Source organism: Streptomyces sp. NPDC013455, from assembly GCF_040632975.1.
Lineage (GTDB): Bacteria > Actinomycetota > Actinomycetes > Streptomycetales > Streptomycetaceae > Streptomyces.
In genome coordinates, this window is record NZ_JBEYCX010000014.1 from 15,878 (window position 1) to 36,282 (window position 20,405).

Annotated in this window: 16 protein-coding genes and 1 pseudogene; 5 read left to right on the forward strand and 12 right to left on the reverse strand. The window is 73.8% G+C overall.

Annotated features, from left to right (window positions below; translation table 11 throughout):
- Positions 1-225: 225 nt before the first annotated feature.
- Positions 226-1,938, forward strand: a complete 1,713-nt coding sequence (locus ABZ576_RS22355) for a hypothetical protein (protein ID WP_360743424.1) — start codon at positions 226-228, stop codon at positions 1,936-1,938.
- Here the strand turns inward: ABZ576_RS22355 and ABZ576_RS22360 are convergent.
- The 6 genes from ABZ576_RS22360 to ABZ576_RS22385 all read right to left on the reverse strand — a co-directional run bounded on the left by ABZ576_RS22360 (position 1,901) and on the right by ABZ576_RS22385 (position 8,694).
- Positions 1,901-4,489 (reverse strand): SpoIIE family protein phosphatase, encoded by a 2,589-nt coding sequence (locus ABZ576_RS22360; protein ID WP_360743427.1) that lies wholly within the window; start codon positions 4,487-4,489, stop codon positions 1,901-1,903. The genes ABZ576_RS22355 and ABZ576_RS22360 overlap by 38 nt on opposite strands.
- 269 nt (positions 4,490-4,758) lie before the next feature.
- A complete protein-coding gene (locus tag ABZ576_RS22365) occupies positions 4,759-5,187 on the reverse strand; it encodes an ATP-binding protein (RefSeq protein ID WP_360743430.1) in 429 nt (142 codons plus the stop codon).
- Positions 5,188-5,305: 118 nt separating this feature from the next.
- Entirely contained in the window at positions 5,306-5,776 is a 471-nt protein-coding gene (locus ABZ576_RS22370) for a (deoxy)nucleoside triphosphate pyrophosphohydrolase (protein WP_360743854.1), read from the reverse strand.
- Between the two features lie 121 nt (positions 5,777-5,897).
- Positions 5,898-6,089 (reverse strand): SPOR domain-containing protein, encoded by a 192-nt coding sequence (locus ABZ576_RS22375; RefSeq protein WP_360743433.1) that lies wholly within the window; start codon positions 6,087-6,089, stop codon positions 5,898-5,900.
- Between the two features lie 453 nt (positions 6,090-6,542).
- The gene (locus ABZ576_RS22380) at positions 6,543-7,295 is read right to left on the reverse strand and encodes a GntR family transcriptional regulator (RefSeq protein WP_360743436.1); all 753 of its coding nucleotides are present in this window, start codon (positions 7,293-7,295) and stop codon (positions 6,543-6,545) included.
- Positions 7,296-7,458: 163 nt separating this feature from the next.
- A complete protein-coding gene (locus ABZ576_RS22385) occupies positions 7,459-8,694 on the reverse strand; it encodes a DUF4190 domain-containing protein (protein ID WP_360743439.1) in 1,236 nt (411 codons plus the stop codon).
- Positions 8,695-8,949: 255 nt separating this feature from the next.
- Here ABZ576_RS22385 and ABZ576_RS22390 point away from each other — a divergent pair, with 255 nt between their 5' ends.
- Positions 8,950-10,170, forward strand: a complete 1,221-nt coding sequence (locus tag ABZ576_RS22390) for a serpin family protein (protein WP_360743442.1) — start codon at positions 8,950-8,952, stop codon at positions 10,168-10,170.
- A gap of 117 nt (positions 10,171-10,287) precedes the next feature.
- Here the strand turns inward: ABZ576_RS22390 and ABZ576_RS22395 are convergent, their stop codons facing one another.
- The 5 genes and pseudogenes from ABZ576_RS22395 to ABZ576_RS22415 all read right to left on the reverse strand — a co-directional run bounded on the left by ABZ576_RS22395 (position 10,288) and on the right by ABZ576_RS22415 (position 15,818).
- Positions 10,288-12,006 carry an NAD(P)/FAD-dependent oxidoreductase gene (locus tag ABZ576_RS22395; RefSeq protein ID WP_360743444.1) on the reverse strand — a complete coding sequence of 573 codons (1,719 nt, stop codon included), beginning with the start codon at positions 12,004-12,006 and terminating at the stop codon, positions 10,288-10,290.
- A 262-nt stretch (positions 12,007-12,268) separates the two neighbouring features.
- Entirely contained in the window at positions 12,269-13,471 is a 1,203-nt protein-coding gene (locus tag ABZ576_RS22400; RefSeq protein ID WP_360743857.1) for an MFS transporter, read from the reverse strand.
- Positions 13,472-13,758: 287 nt separating this feature from the next.
- A pseudogene (locus ABZ576_RS22405) lies at positions 13,759-14,277 on the reverse strand (hypothetical protein); the annotation flags it as partial.
- A gap of 71 nt (positions 14,278-14,348) precedes the next feature.
- A complete protein-coding gene (locus ABZ576_RS22410) occupies positions 14,349-15,575 on the reverse strand; it encodes a hypothetical protein (protein ID WP_360743447.1) in 1,227 nt (408 codons plus the stop codon).
- A 90-nt stretch (positions 15,576-15,665) separates the two neighbouring features.
- Complete coding sequence (locus tag ABZ576_RS22415; protein ID WP_176710352.1) at positions 15,666-15,818, reverse strand: hypothetical protein; 153 nt, start codon at positions 15,816-15,818, stop codon at positions 15,666-15,668.
- A gap of 692 nt (positions 15,819-16,510) precedes the next feature.
- Between ABZ576_RS22415 and ABZ576_RS22420 the strand changes: the two genes are divergently transcribed.
- The 3 genes from ABZ576_RS22420 to ABZ576_RS22430 all read left to right on the forward strand — a co-directional run bounded on the left by ABZ576_RS22420 (position 16,511) and on the right by ABZ576_RS22430 (position 19,989).
- On the forward strand, positions 16,511-18,592 hold the full coding sequence (locus ABZ576_RS22420) for an N-6 DNA methylase (RefSeq protein WP_360743450.1): 2,082 nt from the start codon (positions 16,511-16,513) through the stop codon (positions 18,590-18,592).
- Positions 18,593-18,676: 84 nt separating this feature from the next.
- Positions 18,677-19,258 (forward strand): Uma2 family endonuclease, encoded by a 582-nt coding sequence (locus ABZ576_RS22425; RefSeq protein ID WP_360743453.1) that lies wholly within the window; start codon positions 18,677-18,679, stop codon positions 19,256-19,258.
- 98 nt (positions 19,259-19,356) lie between these two features.
- Entirely contained in the window at positions 19,357-19,989 is a 633-nt protein-coding gene (locus tag ABZ576_RS22430) for a DUF6000 family protein (RefSeq protein ID WP_360743456.1), read from the forward strand.
- Positions 19,990-20,009: 20 nt separating this feature from the next.
- Here the strand turns inward: ABZ576_RS22430 and ABZ576_RS22435 are convergent, their stop codons facing one another.
- Positions 20,010-20,366 carry a hypothetical protein gene (locus ABZ576_RS22435; RefSeq protein ID WP_360743459.1) on the reverse strand — a complete coding sequence of 119 codons (357 nt, stop codon included), beginning with the start codon at positions 20,364-20,366 and terminating at the stop codon, positions 20,010-20,012.
- Between the last annotated feature and the right edge of the window lie 39 nt (positions 20,367-20,405).

Consider the following 20,405-nt stretch of genomic DNA (forward strand, 5'->3'; position numbering starts at 1 on the left):
GTCTCCTCGGCCCGCGTCTCCTCGGCCCGCGTCTCCTCGGCCTCCTGCCGGTCGGCCCGCGTCTCCTCGGCCCGCGTCTCCTCGGCCTCCTGCCGGCCGGCCCGCGTCTCCTCGGCCTCCTGCCGGTCGGCCCGTTGTTCGTCCATCCCGCCCCCTGTCCCTCTGGTCCCCCACCCGTATCCGTCCCGCTCGCGGAGCCGCCTACCTGCCCATACGCTCCGAAAGGTGACGTCCTCCCTGTTCCGGGGCCGGCCCCGGCGTGCCACGGCGCGCATACGGGCGCGGGTGGCGCATGCCGTGCTGGGTGCCCTGGTGGGAGCCGGGTGGCTGATGTTGCCGGTGATGACGGTCGGTTCCCACGATCCGGTTCCCGCGGCGCCGGTCGGCGCGGTGGCGGGCGCCACCGCCGCGGACCAGGACGACGTGTCCGCCGCCGACCTCGTGCTGCCGCTGGTCGCCGGGGTCGCGGCCGTCACCCTCGCCGGATACGGCTACCTGCGGCGCACCCGGCGGGCCCGCACCCGGACGACTCCGGGAACCGTGCCGGCGCGCCCGCCCTCGGCCACCCCGGCCGACTCCGAACGCCAGGCCCGCGCGGCACTGCGGCTGGCCGACGACTGCGTGCGGACCAGCCGGGAGGAGCTGTCCTTCGTCCGGGACCGGTTCGGGGAGAAGCGGACGGAGCCGTTCGCGCACGCCCTGCGGGCCGCCGAGACCGAGCTCGCGGCGGCGTGCGCGATCTGGCGGCGGTACGAGGAGGGCGTCCCGGAGGACCCGGGCGCCCGGCGCCAGGCACTGGTCGGGGTGATCGGCCGCTGCGCGGAGGCGGGGCGCCGGCTGGACGCGGAGGCGGCGGCACTGGACCGGCTGCGGGGATTCGGCGGGGACGGCGGTGACGACACGCAAGGCGGTGAAGGGGGCGCAGGCGGAGCGGAGGGGGTCGGCGCGGCGCTGGAGGTGGCCGAGGGGCGGTTCCGGGAGTGGGCGGCGCGGACCCCGCCCGCGCAGGACGCACTGGCGGCGCTGAGGGAGCGGTACGCGCCCTCCGCCACCGCGTCCGTCACCGGCCGCCTGGAACAGGCCAAGGACCGCCTGCTGTTCGCCACGGCCCGGCTCAACGAGGCCCGCCAGGCCGCCGACACGGGCGACACCCGGCGCGCCGTCCGGCAGCTGCGGGCCGGTGAGGGCGCGGTGGCCCAGGCCGGGGTGCTGGTGGGCGGCGTGGAGCGGCACACGGCGCTGCTCGGGGAGGCGGCCGCACTGGTACCGGCGGCGCTGGCCGGCGCCGAGGAGGAACTGGCCGCCGTCCGGCGCGGGAGCGGGCGGACCGCTCCGGCCACGGGCCGGCCGCACGCCCGGCCGGCGCACGCCGACGGGGTGCTGGCGGCGGTGCGCGAGGAGGTGGCCGGCGGACCGTACGACCCGCTGGACGCGCTGCGCCGGATCACCCGGGCCGTCGAGCGGCTGGCGGGGGGACGCCCGGAGGTGCTGGACACCGCGGCGCTGCTGGTGGCGCGGTGTGCCGTGGCCGGGGCGGAGGAGTTCGTCGCGGTGCACCGGGCGGCGGTGGGCGCGGAGGCCAGGGCCCTGCTGGCGGAGGCGGTGCGGGAGCTGGGCGCGGGCAACGCCGGCCCGGCCGACTCGATGGCGTCCCGGGCCCGGGAGCACGCCGAGCGGGACGTACGGGCGTACGGCACCCCGCACGTCGGGGCGGACACCCCGCACGTCGGGACCGGAGGGGACACGGCCGGCCTGGCCGGAGCCGTGCTCGGCGGCGTCCTGCTGGCCGAGGACCCGGACGCCGGCCCCCCGGCCGCGTACGGCGGCCCGGAGACCCGCGGCCGCCACCACCTCGGCGCCGGCATCGGGCCGGTCCCGGGGCCCGGTGGACGGAGCGGGTTCAGAAGAGGCTCAGCAACGCCTCCGCCGGGTCCGTGAGGCCGCCCTCCCCGCCCGGCAGCGGCAGTTCGAACCACACCGTCTTGCCGCGGGGCGTCCGCCGGGAGCCCCAGGCCGCGCTGAGCAGGCCGACCAGCTGCAAGCCCCGGCCGCCCTCGTCGGTGTCCCGGGCGCGCCGGCGGCGGGGCTGGACGAGGCCGGAGTCCCAGACCTCGCAGACCAGCGTGCGGTCCAGCAGCAGCCGGAGCCTGATGTCCCCCTCGCCGTACCGCAGCGCGTTCGTCACGAGCTCGCTGACCAGCAGTTCCGTCGTGTCGACCAGCGGCTCCAGGTCCCAGGAGAGCAGCTGGCCGCGGGCGTACTCACGGGCCCGGCCCACGCTGCGCGGCTCCCGGGGCAGCGTCCAGTCGCCGACGGACTCCGCGGGCAGCCCCTGGACCCGGGCCATCAGCAGGGCGATGTCGTCCTCGCCGTGGTGGGTGTCGAGCGTGTTGAGGACGTGGTCGCAGACGTCCTCCAGCGGACGCGACGGATCCGTGAGCGCCCCCACGAACGCCTGGAGCCCCTCGTCCAGGGGGTGGTCGCGGGATTCGACCAGGCCGTCCGTGTAGAGCGCGAGCAGGGCGCCCTCCGGCAGTTCGACCTCGACCTCCTCGAACGGCTCGCCGCCGACGCCGAGCGGCATGCCGGGCGGCACGTCGAGCATCAGCGCCGTCTCGCCGGGCTCCACCAGGACCGGCGGCAGATGGCCGGCGTTGGCGAACGTACAGCGTCTGGTCACCGAGTCGTACACGGCGTACACGCAGGTCGCGAGGTAGACCTCGGACAGGTCGGCGTCCCGGGGCTGGCGTGCGGTGCGGGTCGCCTGCTGGATCCCGCCCGGGGTGCCGAGCCCGCGCGCGATCTCGTCCAACGCCGACAGCACTTCGGCCGGTTCGAGGTCCAGCAGGGCCAGGGTGCGTACGGCCGTACGGAGTTCGCCCATCGCCACGGCCGCGCGCAGGCCCCGCCCCATCACGTCGCCGACCACCAGCGCCGTGCGGTGGCCGGGGAGTTCGATGACGTCGAACCAGTCGCCGCCGACCTCCGTCGCCGCGTTGCCGGGCAGGTAGCGGCAGGCGATGTCCAGGCCGGACGCCTCGGGGTCGCCGGGCGGGAGCAGGGACCGCTGGAGTATCAGCGCCCGTTCGTGCTCCCTGCGGTACAGGCGCGCGTTGTCGATGCAGACGGCGGCGCGGGCGGCCAGTTCGACCGCGAGGTCCCGGTCCCGGTCGCCGAACGGCTCGCTTCCCTTGGTGCGGGCGAACTGGGCGAGTCCCACGACGGTGTCGTGGGCGACCATCGGGACGGCGAGCGTGGACTGCACGAGGCCGCCCTCCTCGGCGGGCACGTGCTGCGGCCGGGCGGTGCGCAGGGCGTCCGCGCACGGCGAGTTGAAGGGGAAGTGGTGGACCGCGCCGACCTCGACGGGTTCCCCGGAGCCGGTGAAAGGGGCGCCGGAGACCGCGCTGGCGAAGGCGACGCGGCGCAGTTCGGCGCTGCCGTCGGCGAGTCCCGGCGGGGTCTCGTCGCCCGCCAGCAGGCCCTGGTAGAGATCGACGGTGGCGAGGTCGCAGAAGCCGGGCACGACCACGTCGAGGAGTTCGCGGGCCGTGGTCTCCAGGTCGAGGGAGTTGCCGATCCGGGCGCCGGCCTCGTTGAGCAGGGCGAGGTTGCGGCGGGCGGCGGCGGCCTCGCGGGCGGCGGCGCGGCGGGAGGTGATGTCGGTGCCGAGCCAGGCGATACCGATGGGCCGGCCGGTGCCGCTGTGGACGCGGTAGAGGTTGACGGACCAGTGCCGGCGTTCCTCGGAGTCCGGGACGAAGCCGGTGACATGCATGTCGGTGATGGACTCGCCGCTCTCCAGCACCCGGCGCAGGGTGGCCGAAACCCGCTCGGCCTCACCACGCGGCAGATAGTCGTGAACTTCCTTTCCCCGGTGGTCGTCCGGGGATCCGCCGAAGACGGAGGCGAACCGCGTGTTGGCCCGGCGGATCCGCAGGTCGGCGTCGATCAGCAGGAAACCGAAGGGTGATTGACCGAAAATGGCCTGCGAGGCGGCGAGGTCGGTCTCGATGCTGCGCAGCGTGCGGACGTCGACGACGATGCAGACGGCGGCCTTCTCGCCCTCGGCGGTACGGGTCGGCATGACGTAGACCTCGGCCAGGCCCTCTTCGCCGCGCGCGCCGTCCGGCCGGTCGGGCATCCGGAAGGGGACCACTCCGGTCCACTCGCGTCCGTCGAGGATCTCGGCCATCTTCCGCTGCCCGCGCTCGCGCAGGTCGGGGTCGACGAAGGCCTCTATGGGGTCCATGCCCACGGCGCGTTCGGCGGGGATGCCGAAGAGCTGCTCGGCCCGCAGGCTCCACTGCTCGACCAGTCCGCCGGGGCTGATGGCGAAGGACGCGACCTTGATGTAGTCGTAGATCGAACCGGGCGGGCTGCTCTGCCACATGGCGTCCGTGGGCGCCGCGGCAGCCTCCGCGGCCTGACTCCTCGCGCCGTCCGACGGGTCCTCGAACTCCGTGGCCTTCGCTGGTATCTCGCTCACGCGAACCGTCCCCTCCAGCTCACCGCGCCCGGCACCGGTCACCGGGGGCGGCTGCCCGCAGTATCCAGCACTACGGCGCCGCACGACACGGTGTTCACGATCACAGCTCGGTCCAGGTGCTTTTCGGACCGGTCCGTGACAACACTTCCACTCTTCTAACCAGGGAACACACCACCGAACCGCCCCCCGTGGGGCAGGGTGCGCCCCCGGCGCGCACGGTGGACGCGCGCCTGAGGGTGAACACCATGTGCTCCCGCGGTGCTCCGGCCTCACCCGGGCACCGCCAGCTCGAACCAGACGGTCTTTCCGTCCCCGTCGGGCCGGGTGCCCCAGCGGCGGGAGGAGCCGGCGAGCAGCTGGAGGCCGCGTCCGCTCTCGTCCCCGGGCTGCGCGACGCGTTCGCGCGGCGGGTCCGGGAGCGGGTCGGAGACCTCCACCAGCAGCACGTTTCCCAGCCCGGCGGGGCGGATGAGCCGTACGCCGATGGGTCCGGTGGCGTGCCGCAGCGAGTTGGTGACCAGTTCGCTCACCAGGAGGGCGGCAAGGTCGGCGACGCAGTCCAGATCCCAGCCGTGCAGCTGGCGCCGGACGGCCGCGCGGGCGGTGCGCACCGCGCCGGGATCTGCCGGAAAGGTCCACTCGACGCAGTCGCCGTCGGTGTCGATCACGCCGATCACTTCCCAGGCCAGCGATCCCACCCATGTCCGGTTTCGTGGGGTTAATGGGCCCATACCCGACATCTGGGGGGCAGTACCGCGCGAGAGGGCGCACTGTGGCACGAACGGCGTACGGAGGGCCCCGCGGGGGTCGGCGCGGCTACGGGTGTCCGCGCACGGGGTCCGGCTCGCCGCGCCCGCCGGGGCCGCGCTCCGCACCCCATCGGGCGGCCACCTCCCGGACCGCCGCGACGTCCTGGTCGAGCCACGGCACGTCCCAGAGGTCCGCGGGGCCCAGCCAGCGCAGTTCATCGTGGTCCTGGAGGGGCCGGGGCGCGGGTGAGCCGGAGCGCAGGCGGGCGGTCCACACCCGCAGGACGTACGGGGTGCGCAGCGGCCACTCCCCCGGCACGCGCGCGACCGGCTCGGCGTCCACGCCGAGCTCCTCGCCCAGCTCGCGCACCAGGGCGTCCTCGGGCCGCTCGCCCGCCTCGACCTTGCCGCCGGGCAGCTCCCAGCGCCCGGCCAGGTCGGCGGGCGCGCTGCGGCGCGCGGCGAGCAGCCGGCCGCCGTCGAACAGCGCGGCTCCCACCACCACGATCCGCTCCGGCCCGGGTGTCTTCGGGGTCATGGACGTCATGGAGCGGAGCCTACGGGAGCCCGCGAACGCCGTTCCGTGTGCCGTCGGCGGAGGGGTCAGCTCCGCGTGCCGTAGCGGAGGGGTCAGTTCCGCGTGCCGTCGGCGTGCGGGGTCAGTTCCGCGTGCCGTCGCCGTTCTGGCCGATGCGCTCGACCCAGTACAGCTGCTTGTGCCCCCGGTCGTCGAGGCTGTCGGCGATCTTCTGCGCCTCCGCGCGGGTCGCGTACCGGCCGACGCGGTAGCGATTGCCGTTGTCGTCCTGCCGTATCACGATCCACGGCAGGGAGACCGTGCCCTCACTCATGGCCCCCACCGCCCGCGTACCTTCGCGCACAGCCCCGCCCTCCCCCACTGTCGTCTTCGCTCTCGACTTCACTCCCGATCGCGCGGCGGGACTCACTTCCCCTCTCGGGCCCCCGTCGCGCCCCGCCCAAGGAAACCGCAATCCGCATATGCCCGAGCGTACGCCCAACCTTCACTGAGCGAATACGCCTTTTCACAAAGAGGTACGCAACCAGCCAGAACGCCGGGGGCGCACGGGACCGAACGCGCCGTCGCGCACTCCCCTGCCTCGGCCGGAAGACGCCGAGGGCAACCGCGATCACCTGGGAAGACGGCCGGATTACTGCGGCACCGGGGGCCCGGCAGCGACCGGAATACATCGCTCCGGGCGCGCGGGGGTGTGCGCTACTTCACGCGAAGGGCGCACGCGCGTGCGGCGGGCGGCCCGCCGGAGCCGCGGGACCCGGCGCCCCCGTCACTTCACGGGCAGGTGGTAGGCGACCCGGTAGCGGTCGGCCGGGATCACCACGTCGGCGGTCTCGACCGGGCGGCCGGAGGCGAAGTAGGTGCGCTGGACGACGAGCACCACATGACCGGGGACACCGCCGAGCAGGTGCAGCTCCTCCGCGAGACCGGGGCGGGCGCCGACCTCCTCGGTGACGTTGTCCACGATGACGTCGATGGCCCGCATCCGCTCGACCACGCCCATCCCGCCGAGCGGCCCCTCCTCGGGCAGCATCACGGGAGTGCGCCCGGTGACCGCGAGGGGCTCCCAGGAGGTGGAGAGCATCATCGGCTCGCCGCCCTCCCGGAACACGTACTTGGTGCGCATGACCCGGTCGCCCGGCTGGATCGCCAGCCGCTCGGCGATGGCCGCACCGGCCTCGGCCTGCTCGCTGCTGGACTCCCAGGTGCCGCGCACCGAGGCGTCGGCCTGCTCCTGCCGGAAGGGGGTGGCGCCACCCGCCGGGCGGTAGCCGGAGCGGGCCACCCGCCGGGGCACCGGCCGCTCCCGCACGTACGTCCCCGAGCCGGACCGGCCCTCGACCAGCCCCTCGGCCATCAGCACCTTGCGGGCCTCCAGCGCGACCGTGTCCGAGACGCCGTACTCCTCGCGGATGCGGGCCTGGGACGGGAGCCGGGTGTGGGGCGGGAGTGAACCGTCGACGATCTTCTTGCGGAGATCACCCGCGACGCGCAGGTACGCCGGCTGCTCACCGAAAGTCACTGGCCGCTCCCATCAGGTTGTACAGACAGCAACAGCCTGGCAACCGTGGGTTCCGCCATGCAAGCAAAGGCCAGAGAATCACTCGATGTGATGACTTGAGGCCGGGGAGGGCTTTACCCAGGCGCTTTCCCCCGCGTATAGGGGTGCTCAGGCCCCGGCCCGCTCACACCTGGAGGGACGTGCCGGTGTCCTCCTCGTCCGCCGGCGGGGTGGTGGCCAGCCCGAGGGCCTCGCGGGCCTCGACCCCCTGGCGGGGGCCGACCAGGTCGAAGCCCTTGTCGTAGTGCTCGTAGAAGGAGTCCGCGTCCCCGGCGCCGGCGGCCTTCGCCCACTCGGCGCGCGCCTTGTCCAGCCGGGCCGCCAGCGCCGTGACCGGCCCCCGGGCCCCCGCCGGCCAGTCGTGCGCGCGCAGCATCCGGGCCTGCCGGTCCAGCGCCGCCGACACCCGGCCCGCCCACGCCTTGTGGCCCGGCAGGTCGTCCTCGACGTACTCCTCGTCGGGCGCGGTCCCCATGGCCGCGTTGAGGACGTGAGCGGCCTTCAGATAGGCGACCTGGTGGGCGTCGAGGACGGTCTCGTCGTTGCGCAGCGAGCCGGTCAGGTCCTCGCCCTCGGCGGTGTCGCCGAACACGCAGGTGACCTCGCGGTCCCCGGCGGCCCAGCTGTCCTCGGTCGGCGTCAGGTAGTACACGTCGACGTCCCGCGGGACCGCCCAGGCGTCCATCGCGTAGCCGTCCTGGAGGATCCAGCAGCGCTCGTCGGCGGTGTCGCCGACCTCGCCGTCCCCGGGGTAGGCGCCGTCCGGCAGCCGGAAGGTCGCGAACACCTCGCCGTCGTGCGCGCCGGCGCACGGGACCTTGTCCACGTCGTACGTCTCGCCGCTCAGCGCACCCCCCGGCGCGTCGAAGCACTCGCCCTCGGACAGCGAGATGACCGCACCCTCGCGTGCGCCCTCCTTGAACCCGTGCCACAACTCGGCCGCGCCGCCCGTGGCGAACAGCAGCGCCCACAGCGCCAGTCCGACCCCGGAGAGCACGGCGCCGCCCACGGCCGGCCCGGTGCCGCGCTCACCGCGCCGGCGGATCTGCCGCAGCGCGACCAGCCCGAGCACCAGCCCCACACCGGGCAGGAAGCACAGCACACCGAGCACAAGAGCGGCGATGGCGAGGCCGTTGACCGGCGCCGGCCGGTTGACGGGGCTGTAGCCCTGACCCCACGGCCGGTACGCCGGCCACCCCGGCGGGCCGCCGGCCTGACCGGCGTACGGGGACGGCCCGTAGGGCCCGTCCCCATACTGCCCGTACTGCCCGTACTGCCCGTACGGCCCCTGCGGGTACGCCTCGGGTGGCTGGAACGGCCCTTGCGGCTGGTGGGGGCCGGGTGGCGGAGGTGTGGACACCGGTACCGTGCTCCTGGGTCGGGCGGCGGCAGGATGGGACCGGCGCCGGCCGGTGGCTGGACTGACGTACGACTGGCCGCATGGTAAGCGGGGCACGAACGGGGACGGAATGCGGGTGGAGACCCAGACGGGCGGCCGGGTGGACGGCACGGCCCGTCCGACGAGGCACCGGTGGCGGGCCTGCCGGGCGGGCGGCGGGCCGGAAGTGAGCCGGGGAACGCGAGCGGTGAGCGGTGCCTCCCGGAAGGGCGAGGAATGAGCAGGGTGACCGAGGAGACGGTCGGGCGGGTGAACGGGCTGACGGCCCGCTGGGCGCAGGCCCTGCCCGAGGGGACGGTGTTCTCGGCGCCGGGCGTCTGGCCCCTGCTGGCCTTCCTGGCCGACGGCGCGGCGGGCCCGGCGCGGGCGGAGCTGGCCGGCGCCCTGGGCGTACCGGCCGAGCGGGCGGCCGGTGCCGCGCGGGAACTGCTGGCGGGGCTGGCGTCGGTGCCCGGCCTGGACACGGCGCTCGGCCTGTGGACGCACCAGGGGCTGGCCCTGCGGGAGGAGTGGCGGGCCGGGCTCCCCGCCGGCACCCACGGCGTCTTCGGCGACGACCTGGTCACCGCGCAGGAGCGGCTGGACGCCTGGGCGGCCGAGCGGACCGGCGGGCTGGTCGAGCGGATGCCGGTGACGCTGACCCGGGACGCGCGGATGGTGCTGGCCAGTGCCCTCGCGCTGCGCACCACCTGGCGGCAGCCCTTCACGGAGCAGCCGCTGCGGCCGGACTCCGGTCCCTGGCAGGGCCGAACGCTCCGCGGTCTGCACCGGCGCAGCGTGCGGCCGGACCGGGTGGGTGTCGCGGGCACCCCGGACGGGTTCGTCACCGCGCTGACGGTGCCGGGGGACAACGGGGTCGACGTCCATCTGGTGCTCGGCGAGGAGCGCATGGCGCCCGGTCAGGTACTGGCGGCCGGGGTGGGGATCGTGGCGCGCGCTCTGCCGCTGACCGGGGGCGGCGCGCTGCCGCACGGCCATGTCGGCCCCGGCCTGCACGTGGAGCAGCAGCCGGCCACCGCACCGGAGCCGAAGACGCTGGACGTGCGCACGGTCGCCTACGAGGTACGGGCCGACCACGACCTGCTCGCCCTGCCGGGCCTGTTCGGCCTGACGACGGCCACGGACACCGCGGTCGGTCACTTCCCCGGGGTGAGCGCGTACCCGCTGGCCGTCGGCGAGGCCCGCCAGTCGGCCGTGGCCCAGTTCGGGGCGCTGGGCTTCCGGGCGGCGGCGGTGACGGCGGTGATGCCGGTACCGGCGGGGGCGCTGCCGCAGTACCGCTACGAGACCACGGTCGTCCGCGTCACCTTCGACCGCCCCTTCGCCTTCCTCGCCGTCGACCGCGAGTCCCGCCTGGTGCTGACGGCGGGCTGGGTGACGGAACCGGCGCCGTACCCGGTCACGGGCCTCGGCGCGGCGCCCCCGCCGGTGCGCTGACCCGCGGTCGCCGGTGCGCCGGCCCGCGGTCGCCGGTGCGCCGGCCCGCGGTCGCCCGCTGGTGGTTCCGTGGCCCGCCGGCCCGCCGACGGTCCTGTGCCCCGCCCCCGCCCGCGCTCAGGGGGAGGCGACGGAGGAGGAGAGGACGAAGCCGCGGTAACCGCTCCGGGCCGCGGCGTCGCACTCCTCCCGGTACCGGTCCAGTCCGCCGGCGTAGGCGAGGAACACCCGTGGTTTGCCCGGGACGTTGGCTCCCGTGTACCACGAGTCCGCCGCCGGGTAGAGAGTACGGGCGGCGGTCTCCGCCACCCGAACGCCCCAGTCCGCCTCGGCCTCCGGCTCGGCGTCGATCTCCGTGAGGCCGTGTCCGAGCAGGTGGGCGATGCAGTCGGTGATCCACTCGACCTGCTGCTCCAGGGACACCGCGATGTTGGTGAGCACGGAGGGGCTGAGCGGTCCGAGGACGGTGAAGAGGTTGGGGAATCCGGCCGAGACGAGCCCCAGGTGGTTGCGGGGACCGTCCGCCCACCTCTCCCGGAGCGTCGCCCCGCGCTTGCCCACGATGTCGATGGCGAGCTGGGAGCCGGTCAGCGCGTCGAAGCCGGTGGCGAGGACGATCGTGTCGAGCTCGTACTCCCCCTCCGAGGTCCGGATGCCCCGGGGCGTGATCGTCTCGATCGGGGTCGTGCGCAGGTCCACCAGCTCCACGTGCGGCAGGTTGTAGGTGGCGTAGTAGCCGGTGCCCAGGCAGGGGCGCTTGGTCGCGAACGGGAAGGTGCGCGGGGAGAGCCGCTCGGCCGTCACGGGGTCGGTGACGATCGACCGGATCTTGGACCGGACGAACTCGGCCACGGTCTCGTTGGCCTTCTCGTCGGTCAGGATGTCGTTGTAGGTGCGCAGCAGCCCGTTCAGGTAACCGCCGGCCCAGGCGGCCTCGTAGGCCGCCGTGCGCTCCGCCTCGTCCGCCTCCAGGGCCGAGCGGGTCGGCGGTTCGAAGACGGTCCCGCCGCGGGACAGGCGCTGGGCGCGTCTGAACTCCGGGTAGCGGGCCTTGAGTTCGGCGGTCTCCGCGGCCCCCAGCGGGCGGTTGTGGGCCGGGAGCACGTAGGCGGGGGTGCGCTGGAAGACGGTGAGGGCGGCCGCCTCGCCGGCGATGACGGGGACGGCCTGGACCCCTGAGCACCCGGTGCCGATCACGGCGACCCGCCTGCCGGCGAAGGAGACGCCCTCGCGCGGCCACCGGGCCGTGTGGTGGATGGAGCCCGTGAAGCTGTCGGCGCCGGGTATCCCGGGGTCCTTGGGCACCGACATGCAGCCCGTCGCCAGGACGACGAACCGGGCGGTGACGGCCCGGCCGGTGTCCGTGGAGAGCCGCCACAGGTGCGCGTCCTCGTCGTACACGGCGCGGGTGACCCGGGTGCGCAGCACGACGTCCCGGCGCAGGTCGAAGCGGTCCGCGACGTGGTGGATGTACCGCAGGATCTCCGGCTGGGAGGCGTAGCGCTCGCTCCACTCCCACTCCTGGTCCAGCTCCGGGGAGAAGGTGTAGGAGTACGACGTGCTCTCGATGTCGCAGCGGGCCCCGGGGTACCGGTTCCAGTACCAGGTCCCGCCGATGTCCTCGCCGGCCTCCAGGACCAGCGCCGTGAGACCGAGCTCGCGCAGCCGGTGGAGCTGGTAGAGGCCGGAGAGCCCGGCGCCGACGACGACGGCGTCGACGGTGGTGGTGGCGTCGAGGATCCGGGTGCCGGCGGTGGCGGCGTCGAGGAGCGGGGCGTCGGCGGTGGCGGCGTCGCCCGGGCGGGCGGTGGGGGGCGGGCCGGGGGTGGGGGTCATCGGGCTCTCCTGTTCTTCCCAGGCGCGGCGCGGACCGGATGCGGACACCGCGGTGCGGCGGACGGTGAGGTGGTCGGTGCGGCCGGCGGTGGGACGGACGGTGCGGCCGGCGGTGGGACGGACGGTGCGGCCGGCGGTGAGACGGAGGGTGCGGTCGGCGGTCAGGTGGGCGGTGCGGCCGGCGGTGAGGTGGCCGGTGGGTCGGGCTGCCGTACCGGAGGGCCGGGCGGCGGCACCCCCGCGCGGGCTCGGTGGTGCCCCGTCACAGGCGTCGGCCGCCGCCGGTCAACGCCACGGCCGGGATCACCGCGAGGGCGAGGGCCCCCGCCGCCGTCGCCAGGACCGGGTAGCCGCTGCCGCCCGCCACCAGGCCCGAGGCCATGCCGCCGGTCGCGCCCGCCACGGACATCCCCACGTCCGCCATGCCCTGCACCGCGGCACGGTTCTCGGCGGGGGCCGCGTCCGTGAGCAGGGCCGTACCGCCGAGCAGGGCGAGGTTCCAGCCGATGCCGAGGAGTACGAGCGCGAAGGCCAGCGGCGTGACGGAGTCCGGCGGGGCGAGGCCCGCGGACAGTCCGGCGCCCAGCAGGACGGCACCGGCCGCGGCGGCGACCCGCCGGGGGCCGATCCGGTCCACGAGCAGGCCGCTGACCGGTGACGGCAGGAACATGGCGCCGACGTGCAGGGCGATGACCAGACCCACCGCCTGCGTCGCGTGGCCGTGGCCGGTCATGTGGACGGGCGTCATGGTCATCACGGCGATCATCACCAGCTGAGCGGTGATCATCACGGTGGCGCCGGTGACGACACCGGGGCCGCCGCGGGGCGGGGTGCGGGGCCCGGCGTGGGGCTCGGGGTGCGACCCGGCGTGGGGCTCGGCGTGAGGTTCAGTGACGTTTTCGCGGGGTTCCCGGGGCCGGGCCGGGAGCAGGGGGTCCGGGCGCAGCCACACCAGCAGCACCAGGGCGGCGGCCGTGTAGGCGGCCGCCGCCAGCAGGAAGGGGCCCGCCAGCCGTGGAACGCCCCAGGCGGCGGCGACGGTGCCGGTGGGGCCGATCAGGTTCGGGCCCGCCACCGCACCCAGTGTCATGGCGAACAGCACGGTTCCGGCGGCCCGGCCGCGCCGCTCTGGCGGGGCGAGCTCGGAGCCCGCGTACCGCGCCAGCAGCCCCGTGACCGTACCCGCCCCGTACACGAACAGGGCGGCCAGCAGCAGGACGGGCCAGCGCGCCGCGGCTCCCGCGACCACGCCCGCGCTGCCCAGTGCGGCGACCGCGTTGCCCAGTGCCAGGCCCGGGCGGCGCCCGAAGCGCTGGCAGACCCGGCCGAGGACCGCGGCCCCCAGGGCCGCGCCGACGGCGAACAGCGCGGCCGGCAGCCCGGCCAGGCCGGTGGAGCCGAGCAGGTCCTGGGCGAGCAGCGCGCCGACCGTGATGCCGGCCGCCATGCCGGCACCGCCGAGCATCTGCGAGACGACGATCACCGTCAGAGCGCGGCGCTGCTCACGGGAGAAGTCCGCCGCCGGCGTCGGCGGGGCCGTCTGGGTCACGCGTGGCCCCGCACCGGGGCCGCCGTGTCGTCAGCCGTCAGGACGCCGGTCGCCGTGTCGTCAGCCGTCAGGACGCCGGTCGCCGTGTCGTCAGCCGTCAGGACGTCGGCCGCCGGGGCGTCAGCCGTCAGGACGCCGGCCTCCGGGGCGTCGGCCATCGGACCGTCGTTCGCCTCGCCAGGGGCCGTCGGGGCGTCCCCGGCCAGGGCGGCTATGTCTTCCAGGGACATGCCGAGTTCGTCGTGCAGGAACCGCACGATCGTCCAGTGCGGCAGGGCGTCGGCGTCGAAGGGTCCGAAGGCGGCCGTGTACAGGGGGATCCAGCGCAGGGCCTCCTCGGCGACGGTCTCCCGCCCGGGGGCTTCCCGGTAGTCGTCGTAGGAGATGCTCCGGTGGTGGATGAAGTGCCCGCCGGGCAGCCGCTGTTCGCACAGGTCGCGGTACTCGCGCGTCTGCAGGATGAGGTAGTGCCAGATCTCGTCGATGTCCTGCTCGACAGGGAGGAAGAGGCCGCCGAGCCGGTCGGGGTGGCGGGAGACGAGGTAGAGGTAGCGCAGGCACTCGCGGACCTGGTGCCGGACGACGGAGGCGGAGGGGGCGTCGGGCCCGGCCGTGAAGTGCCGCACCACCTCTTCGTGCAGCGCCGGGCCGAGCAGCTCCTCTGCTCCGGGCACCCGTTCGGCCGCGGTATCCGAGGGGGCGTGGGCTGCGGATGTGGACATGGGGTTCCTGTCGAGAGGTCGGCGCCGGGCGCGCCGTACCGGCACGCACCGGGCGGCCGGTACGGACGGGGTCAGGACGGGTCGGGCACGGTCAGCCAGGCGTACTTGCCGGAGCGCCCGATGGGGATGCTCGTGGCGTGTTCCACCTGGCAGGCACGCCCGGTCAAGGCGCCGACGGACGCGGCCAGTTCGGCCGTCTCGGCGGGTGTGAGCGGTACGTCGTCGAAGGTCGTGTACGCCAGGCGGCATGCGCCTTCGCCGGTCAGGTGCAGCTGGTGCAGGAAGACGCGGGTGCAGACGCCGGCGATACGGGCGTCGAGGTCGGCCTGGGAGACGGGACCGTCGGGGGTGGGCAGCAGCTCCTTCTCCCGTCCGCAGAAGGAGACGATCCGCTCCGGGTCGGGGCTGCCGTCGAGGGTGCGGACGCAGTCGCCGGACCGGTAGCGGACCAGCGGCATGTAGGGGTTGCGGACGCTGGTGACGATGAGGCTGAAGATGCCGCTGCCCGGCTCCACCGGCACCAGCTCGACGCTCATGTCCCGGAGGTAGGGCTGGTAGCGGCCCTCGGCGTCGCTGTAGAAGAGGTAGCCGAGTTCGGTGCTGCCGAAGAGGTCGACCACCGGGCAGTCGAAGTGGGCGCGCAGGTGGGCGCGGACGTTCGACGGCGTGTACTCGTAGGCGTGGACGATGCCGGCCGGGCGGGGGAAGAGGTCCCACAGCCCCCAGGCGGAGACTTTGCGGACCAGGTGCGCCAGGTGGTAACCGGAGCAGTCCAGCAGGTAGGCGCCGCCGGGGTGGGCGGCGGCCGCCTCGCGGATCTCGGCGAGCATGCGCTCCACCTCGCCCCGGTCCCAGTCGGCGGGGTCGAGGCGGCGGTTGAGGTACAGCGTGCGGTCGTCGAGCCAGCGCTCCCCGGGCGTCGCGCCGGGCTTGCGGGCGTTCACGCGGGCCACGTGCTCGGTGGCGAGTACGGTGGTCAGCGAGACCCGCCGGGCGCCGTCGTGCCAGGAGGCGCCGAGGTCCGGGTGCTCGCTCCACAGGCGGTAGTAGGAGCGCAGCAGGAAGTAGGGCGGCCGTATCAGCTGCATGCGGGCGTGGTTGGTACCGGTGGACAGCACGAACTCTGCTTCCCCCGCCTCCAGCGCGCGGGCCAGTTCGGGGGTCATCCAGTTGTCGGGGAAGCCCCGGGCGATCTCCGGCTTCTCCAGGATCGGGAAGTGGCCGCGCTCGACGGACGCACGGTAGATCGGGATGTCGCGCACCTTGTCCAGGACATCGGCGCTGGGCAGGCGGTTCACGAGGGCTCTCCGGGGCGGGGTCGACGGCGGGGACGTACGGAACCTGCCGGCGCGGCGACAGCCGCGCCGGCGGCGTGCGGCGTCAGCGGGTCAGGAGATACAACCGCTCTTCGGGGCGGCGCTGATGCAGCCGCTCTTGGGCGTGGCGCTGATGCACCCGTCCTTCGCGGCCTGGGCGGAGTTGACCGCGACCCACTTGCGCCACACGGACTCCTCCGTCATGCGCTTGATGAGCTGTTCCATAGTGAAGCCTCCTCGTATGGAAGAGATATGGCATCTCTTCATGAAGGGATGGATTTGCGATGATCACCCATCGCAATGAAGGTAAAGAGAAGGTCAATCAATCGTCAATGGATGACAGGGAGAATGACCTGAACCCCACCCCTCGCACACACGGCCGACCGCAGCCGCGACCCGCACCGCCCCTCGCCCCCGCCCGGCGACAGGCACCCCCCGCAGACCTCCCGGCACCCGGCCCGACGATCCGAACATGTCCGAATCCGCACTGATCCCGCCCCCCGACACCCCCGCACATTCCGGCCCATGCGACGAAGCCGTCCGGCACCCTGCACGCTCGGCACGCCACGCCTGGGGCGATGGTGACGTGAGTCACCCTTCGGGGCTCCCACACAACCCCCGCTCCCGCACCGCGACTTACCCGCGGCCCCTTCAAGCAGCACGTACGCGACGGTTCTTTGCGCAGACAGACTGCGCACGGACAACTGCCTCGACGGCGACAGTTGTCGGACCCCGTCACCAACTCGCCCGCGCTGCTAGGTTCGTGACGAACGAACGGAAGACGTTCACCCGATGAGGTGCCGGCACGCGCGCCGCGCCATCGCGCAGCAGTATTGCGCAAAGGCGCTCCGGTTGATGCGGGCAGCCAGGTACGCGATCAGCGGACCGACGTCAGTCCCCCGAGTAAGGAGTTCTCCGTGGAGAACACGGATGCCCACAGCGCCGCCGCAGAGGTCGTCGACCGGCTGTGGCGGGCGTACGCACCCTTCCAGCGGGGCCGGAGCACGGACCGCGACCTCACCGCGATGCTCACCGTCCTGGTGCTCGCGAGGTTCATCGACCACGTGCACGACCCGGGTGACGAACTGGTCAGACGGTGGTCCAGAGCCGTTGCGGAGGCCCACATCGGGTATCCACCGCTCAAGGACCTGAATGACGCGCTGTTCATCGCGTCCAGGCACGAGCGGTTTCCCGTTCTCGATCCCTGGAATCCGGAGAGCGTGTTCGCCGGCAAGGACGCGGAGAACCTGCCATGGGTGGCGGCCTTCCTCGCCGCGCTCCAACAGCCCCCCGCTGCCTCGGAGGCCGGGCTCGAAGAGGTCGCCGACCTGCTCCTGGAACGGTACGCCGCGGAGAGCACCGCTCGAACGGGCGAGTACCACACCCCGCGCACGCTCACGCGACTGCTCGCGGAGTCCCTGTCCCCCCAGCCCGGTGATCGTGTACTCGACCCCGCCTGCGGCACCGGGGGGATGCTCGCCGCCGCCGCGCGGCACATCGCACAGCAGGGTCATGCCGGCGGCGCCTCGTTCGAGGGTTACGCCCTGGATCACCGCAACCCCGACCCGGCCATCCTCAACCTGGCCCTGCACGGGATCGACCGGCCCCTGGTGAGTGCCTCCGACCCCGGCTCGCTCTTCCGGAGCCCGGGCACCGGCATGGCCGAACTGGTGCTGTGCAACCCGCCGTTCAACCAGCGCGTCCACGGCCTGGAGCACTTCGACTGGCCCTTCGGCCCACCCCCCGAGTCGAATGCGAACTTCGCCTGGATCCAGCTCGCGTGGACCAGACTCAGCGAGCGGGGGAAGGCGGCCGTGATCATGCCTACGGGCGCCGCCTCGGCACGCGGCCGCGCAGCGGAGATCCGCAAGGCGATGGTGGCCGCAGGTGCGCTGCTCGGCATCGTCGCGCTGCCGGCCGATCTCTTCTTCCACACTGCGGTCCCCGTGCACCTCTGGCTGCTCGCCCGTGACACGTCCCGCCACGTCCCCGCCGGTGAAACCGGGTCCGTCCTCTTCATCGACGCGAGCCGACTCGGCACGCGGGCTCCGCGCCGGGCGTGTGAGCTCGGCCCGGCGGACAGGGAGCGCATCAGCGGCCGGTTCCGTGCCTGGCTGCGGTCTCCCCAGGCGACCCCCGGCGAGCCCGGATTCTCCTGCTCGGTCCCGTACGACGAGATCTTCGAGAACGACGACTGCCCCCTCGACCCCCGGCTGTACGTGGCGCCCGCCCGGGAGCAGCCGACCGCGGCACTGGACACCCGCCGCCTGCTCGACCGACTGGTCGATCGCGCGGAGACGACGGCCGGCGAGGCGGCCCGCCTCTGCAAGAGCTTCGACCGGAGCGAGCGGGTGGCGCGCGCCGAGGTGGAAGCCCCGCGCGTACCGCTCCGACGCCTGCTGGAGGGCGCCATGGACGGGCTGCTCGAAGCCCCGGGCCTGCTGCTCGCGGGACCGTCGGGAAGTCTCGTCCGCGCCGACCACTACGTCGACCTCGGCGGCGTGCCCGTGGTGATGCCGAAGGACCTGACCGGCAGTGGCTTCAGCACGGCGAACATCCGGCGCATCAGCGAACGACAGGCCTCGGAGCTGGAACGCTTCCACCTCCGCCCCGGCGATGTCGTACTGGCGCGCCGCGGAGAGCTGGGACGGGCCGCCGTCGTCCGTGAGGAACAGAACGGATGGGTGTGCGGCACAGGGTGCTTCCTGCTGCGTCCCCCCGCCGGGCTCGACGCCGACTACTTCGCCGCGTACCTGCGAGGTCCCGAGGCGCGTACCTGGCTGGAGGCCCACTCCACCGGGAGCATGAAGATGAAGACCATCTCCCTCGACGTCCTGCGTCGGCTGCCCGTGCCACTGCCCAGCCTCGCCGCCCAGCGGGCGATCGCCGACACGATGAAGCGGCTGGACGAACACGAGCGGCTGCTGCGCGAACAGCTCGCCCTGGCGCAACGCATCCGTCATGACGCGCTGGACGGAGGCATCGTCCCCACGCCATAGGCACTCGCGGCCGTGGCGAGGCGCGGACCGGAGGCTCAAGGGGAGCACCCGGCCCGCCGCGGTCGCAGCCGCTACCGTGAAGCCATGACCGCACTACCCGACTGGATGCGCCCGCCCCGCGCGGAAGGCTGGTTCGCGGAGGACCTGGATCACCTCCCCGAGGCACCGCGCCACACGGAGCTGATCGACGGAGCCCTCGTATTCATGATGTCGCCCCAGCGGTCCTGGCACGGCCGCCTCGTCACTGCCCTGACCACGACGCTCATGGCGCAGGCGCCGGCCGGAGTCGAGGTCGAGCGGGAGATGACGATCCGCCTCGATGCCCGCAACCGCCCCGAGCCGGACCTCTTGCTGACGGACCTGCCCTACGACCCCGACCGCACCTGGTACGCCCCCGAGCGCGTGCAGCTCGTCGTGGAGGTCGTCTCGCCCGAGTCCGCCCACCGTGACCGCACGGTCAAGCTCCGCAAGTACGCGGAGGCCGGCATCCCGCACTACTGGTGCATCGAGGAGGAGGACGGCGCAGCCGTCGTGCACGTGTACGAGCTGGACGGACCGACGGGCGCCTACGCACCGGCCGGCATCTTCCGGGGCACCCTCCAGCGCCCGGTGCCCTTCGAGATCAGCGTGGACCTCGACAAGCTCACCCCTCGCCGGAGCGGCTGAGGAATCGGCCTGAACGTCCAGGCGGCCGGACCGGCGCCGGCCCCGACCGAACTCGGCGCACGCACGACCGTACCGGCCTGTACCCGGAGAGGTGACCGATGCCGTTCCAGCACCCCGAGGAGATCGGCTACGGCTACGTGATCGAGCGCTATGTGAAGAGGAAGGACTCGGACCACCCGCGCTACCGCGAACTGAGGAGCGGTCGCGTCCTGCGGCCCGGGTGGCCACATGCCAAGCGCTTCGCCCGTCACCTCATCGACGACGCGGCCACGATCTCCGACGCCGAGCTGGAGGCCCTCCTCGGCTACGAGTGGCGCTCACGCTTCACCGCCGCCTGGCTGATCGGCGTGGGCCGACGCGACACGTTCCGCGAACGCATCGGCGACCTGCTCCTGGCCAGCGAGTTCTGCTTCTCCGGCAGCGCCTACTGCTTCGCCCTGGCCCGCTTCGGCACCCACGCGGACGCCGAGATCCTCACCGCCTACCTCGACCACTACCTCCCCCGCACCGACCTCCGCTACGACCAGCCCGCAGCCCTGGGCGCCCTGCTCCGCCTCGACGCCCACCTCGGCACACGCCACGCCGACCGCTTCACGGAGCCTGATGGCCTCTGGGACCGGTGGGTCCAGGCCCTTGCGCACCTCCAGGACTCTCCCTACTTCACCCCTGCCGAACAGCGCCGATTGACCGACCTCCTCTGCGACTTCGCCAACGGCTGGACCCAGCCGTAGCCTCAGCGGCCCGAAGGCGGTCACGGCCGCAGCAGCCGAGCCTGCGGGTCGTAGCAAACAAGCCCCATCGATGCCGCGAGATCGGCGGCGTAGGCCGAAGCCTCCTCGGCCATGCTGTACCGCATCGGGAAGTAGATGAACGGCCCGGAGGCCTCGCCGATCAACGGCCCCGTCGACCAGGGAGAGGTGTCCTCCTCGTCCTCCGTGAGATCTACCCATCGTGCCAAGAGCCCAGCAACGTACTCCGCGATAAGCGGTGACGGTGGAAACTCTTCCTCCGTGTCGATGTAGCGGTCGTACAGCTGGGTGAGGACCTCGCCCGCGATCACATCGTCAGCGGGCTTGCTGCCTTCCCACACCGCCAGGTCGTAGCTCATGGACGAACTGTGCCACGCCCTACTGACAGCACCGCTTAG